The sequence below is a fragment of the Treponema endosymbiont of Eucomonympha sp. genome (assembly GCF_001028545.1).
Genome location: NZ_BBPW01000080.1, coordinates 1 through 3,589 on the forward strand (window position 1 = coordinate 1; position 3,589 = coordinate 3,589).

At 56.6% G+C, this 3,589-nt stretch carries 4 protein-coding genes and 1 pseudogene; 3 read left to right on the forward strand and 2 right to left on the reverse strand.

Going from position 1 to position 3,589, the window contains the following annotated elements:
* A partial coding sequence (locus AWU74_RS13170; protein ID WP_306700978.1) for an AbrB/MazE/SpoVT family DNA-binding domain-containing protein occupies positions 1-130 on the reverse strand: 130 nt, incomplete at its 3' end.
* Positions 131-639: 509 nt separating this feature from the next.
* On the opposite strand from AWU74_RS13170, the gene AWU74_RS04375 reads away from it, so the two are divergent.
* The 3 genes from AWU74_RS04375 to AWU74_RS04385 all read left to right on the forward strand — a co-directional run bounded on the left by AWU74_RS04375 (position 640) and on the right by AWU74_RS04385 (position 3,289).
* Positions 640-1,908 (forward strand): phosphoglycerate kinase, encoded by a 1,269-nt coding sequence (locus AWU74_RS04375; protein ID WP_062328002.1) that lies wholly within the window; start codon positions 640-642, stop codon positions 1,906-1,908.
* Between the two features lie 147 nt (positions 1,909-2,055).
* A complete protein-coding gene (locus AWU74_RS04380) occupies positions 2,056-2,424 on the forward strand; it encodes a hypothetical protein (RefSeq protein WP_062328004.1) in 369 nt (122 codons plus the stop codon).
* Between the two features lie 220 nt (positions 2,425-2,644).
* Positions 2,645-3,289, forward strand: coding sequence for a lactate utilization protein (locus tag AWU74_RS04385; protein ID WP_062328006.1), 645 nt, complete (start codon positions 2,645-2,647; stop codon positions 3,287-3,289).
* A 173-nt stretch (positions 3,290-3,462) separates the two neighbouring features.
* Here the strand turns inward: AWU74_RS04385 and AWU74_RS10270 are convergent.
* Positions 3,463-3,589: pseudogene (locus AWU74_RS10270) on the reverse strand (IS5/IS1182 family transposase); the annotation flags it as partial.

The window sequence follows — 3,589 nt, forward strand, 5'->3', positions numbered from 1 at the left end:
CTGTGTTTTTGAGTTCAACATAAGAGCCTTCGGAAAGGTTCATGCTCCGTGCCATTAAATTCGGGATTCTCATTCCCAAACTGTTGCCCCATTTCTTTACTACCGCTACCATTATTGAGCCTCCAAACATAAGTATAAACAAAGTGTATACGTATGTCAAGACCTTTACAAACTTCTAGGTCTGTTGTTCGCCGGAAAAGCACAATATGTTTTCCCCGCCGATACGGCACATGCCTGTAGCACCCAGTTCTGCATATATAGATAAGCGCATTGAGCGCCGTCAGGTTCTCTATCTTTATGTTCCCCGCCGTTTCGGCAGCAGTTCCTGTATCCGCCATGATTGTTCTTCAGTTAGTTCCACGCTATATCTTATCATATTTTGTGCCGCTTCCCGCACTGTCTAGATAAAAGCTTCTATGCCTTTCAACGCGTTTCCTGCGCCCTCCCCCGTTTGCAAACAGCGCATACCGTCTCTGCCGAACCGATGCTCTGTTATATCGCTTTCTCTCTCGTTTTTTGTCAACGCGTGTCCCGTGTTCGGCGCATAGGTAAAGCCGAACGCAGCGCACGGGACGACGAAACTTTACTTTTCAGCCGAATGTCGGTATAGTTTTATCATAACAGTTAGCGGAGGCAACGATGATTAAGACCGTAAAAGACGTGCCGCTGGGCGGAAAGCGCGTGCTCATGCGCGTGGATTTCAACGTCCCTATGAAAGACGGCGCCGTGCAGGACGATACCCGCATTCGGGCGGCGCTCCCTACTATCGCCTATATCCTTGAGCAGAAGCCGCGGAGCCTCGTGCTGATGAGCCACTTGGGCGACCCGGCGAAGGACGTGAAAAAGGCGAAGGAAAAAGCCGAAAAAGCGGGGCAGGCTTTCACGCAAGCCGACGAGGAGCGCTTTATCGCCGCCAAGAACCGCCTGAAGCCGGTGTCGGAATACCTCGCCAAGCTGCTCGGCAAGCCTGTCGCGTTCGCGCCTTCCTGCTATGGGCAGCAGGCGGCGGTCGGCGCGCTCCCCGTGGGCGGCGTGCTTATGCTGGAAAACACGCGCTTCCATAAAGAAGAGACCGCGAAGGACGCCGCCGACCAGCAGAAGCTGGCGAAGGAACTCGCCTCTTATGGCGACGTGTTCGTGAACGACGCGTTCGGCACCGCGCACCGCGCCCACGCTTCCACCACGGCGGTTGCGGGCTTTGTACCGGTAAAGGTCGGCGGCTTCCTTATGGAGAAGGAAATAGAATACCTTGAGCCGATGATTACCAAGCCACCGAAGCCGCTGGTGGCGATTATCGGCGGGGCGAAGGTGTCCTCCAAAATCGCGGTGCTGGAAAGCCTGCTCAAGAACGCCTCCGCGCTGATTATCGGCGGCGGTATGGCGTACACCTTTCTGAAGGCGCAGGGACACCCTATCGGCAAGTCCCTTGTGGAAGACGACTTTTTGAAGACGGCGGGCGATTTGCTGGGCGCGGCGGCGGAGCGGGGCGTCAGCATTATCCTGCCGCTCGACCACGCCGGCGCGGAGAGCTTCAGCGCGGAGGCGAAGGCGGTCGCCATAAACGGCGTCGATATTCCCGACAACCTTATGGGAATGGACGTGGGTCCGAAGACCCTCGCCGCATATAAGGACGCGATTCTGTCCGCAAAGTCGCTCGTGTGGAACGGACCGGTCGGCGTGTTTGAGTTTGAGGCTTTCGCGCGCGGCACGGAAGAAGTGGCAAAGCTTGTCGCCGAAGCGACCGGCAGAGGCGCGGTGAGTGTCGTGGGCGGCGGCGACTCGGTCGCGGCGGTGAACAAGTTCAACCTTGCCTCCAAGATGAGCCACGTCAGTACCGGCGGCGGCGCGTCGCTCGAATTCCTCGAAGGCAAGACGCTCCCCGGCATTGCGGTTCTGGAAACAAGGTAGCCGGGGAATGCCGCCGTGCTTGTTATGCGGCTTTGGGAACAAAGCAGCCGGAAGGGATAGTCGGCAGAGCGGCTGCCTGACAACGGAGAACCGCGAAGAGACTGCCAGCTTTGCAATTCCCTATAGCAAAAACAAGGAATATATGATATGCCCTGCGACGCAAATTTCGGGATAATTGACGATTTCGACGAACAAAATAACTATACTTCGTTTTTCAATTTCAAAGATATGCTACGGGAACACCACTGCGTTCCGATAGACGATGAAATTCTGAACGATTGGGTAGAGGCTTTTGAAAACGTCAAAACATATTATCATTGTTTTAGCCGTCCCGACAAAGGATTTGCGCGGTACGGGGTAACGCTCGTCCCGCCGGAATCAATTGCGGCGCTTATCGGCATAGTGGAGACAAAGACTTCGGCGCAGTGGCGGGAAGGCTTCAACATAGACAAGCTACTGGAACTGCTCAAAAAGGCGAACGCCGCAAAGAAATTCGTCATCGTCTACGGCGTATAGCCGTCGCTCCTTTGCGGCTTAACGGCTCGGATGAATTGCGCGGGAAGCCGAAAAGACTTGCTCTCGCCGCAAGACGGGTGCGGATATATTGTGCGAAAGGTTTGGAGGGACGAATCCCTTCATAGTAACGGAGCAGGGGGGCAAATCCCCCTTTTTAGGCGCGGCTTGAATGCGTTCCGGCAGGACGCCGGGCAGCGCCCTTTTTTACGGAGGCAAAATTATGGATAAAACACCCGCTGAATTGCGGTATGCGAAACTCGGACCAAAGGTGGCGAAGGCGCTTCAGAGCCGCTATTTTGACGCGTGGTATGTCGGAAGCGCCACCGAAGCGGTCGAAAAGGCGTTCAGCCTTATTCCCAAAACGGACACGGTGTCGTGGGGCGGCTCGCTCAGCATAACGGAACTCGGCTTGACCCGCCTTGCCGCCGAGCGCGGCTACCGCGTCGTCGACCGCGACAAAGGCGCAAGCCCGGCGGAACGGACGGAACTTATGCGTCAGGCGCTGCTGGCGGACACGTACCTGTGCGGCACCAACGCGCTCAGCGAGGACGGACAACTGGTGAACATAGACGGGAACGGCAACCGCGTCGCCGCAATGACGTTCGGGCCGAGGCAGGTGATTATCGTGGTGGGAATGAACAAGGTGGCGAAGACGCTCGGCGACGCGCTCGTCCGCGCCCGCACCGTCGCCGCGCCGCTCAACGCGCAGCGCTTGGCGGGGGTCAAAACACCCTGCGCCGAAACGGGAAGCTGCGGCAACTGCCTTTTGCCCGAATCGATTTGCACCTATATCGTAACCACCCGCCTCTGCCGCCCCGCGGGACGGATAAAGGTTATCCTTGTCGGCGCGAATTTGGGGTTGTGAACAGGGCGTTCGGCGGTAGCCGAACGACAGAGTTCCTTGAGGAAACAGGCGTTGCCCGTGCGGGCAACGCCCGAGTTTTTTGAAAAAACTCGGCAGATAGGGTGGTGCATAGGTTTCTGCCTATAGACAGTGCCCATTTACTGTATATTCGCGGCGTATAGGCAAACACTGTTCTAGGTAGTGTGGACTGGAAGATAGAGGAATAAACACCTGACATGAATGGCGGCGATGAAGGAAGCGGTGAGCTTTGCGTAGCGCGTAGCGATTCCGCGCCAGCGTTTGAGGGCGCGGAAGACGTTT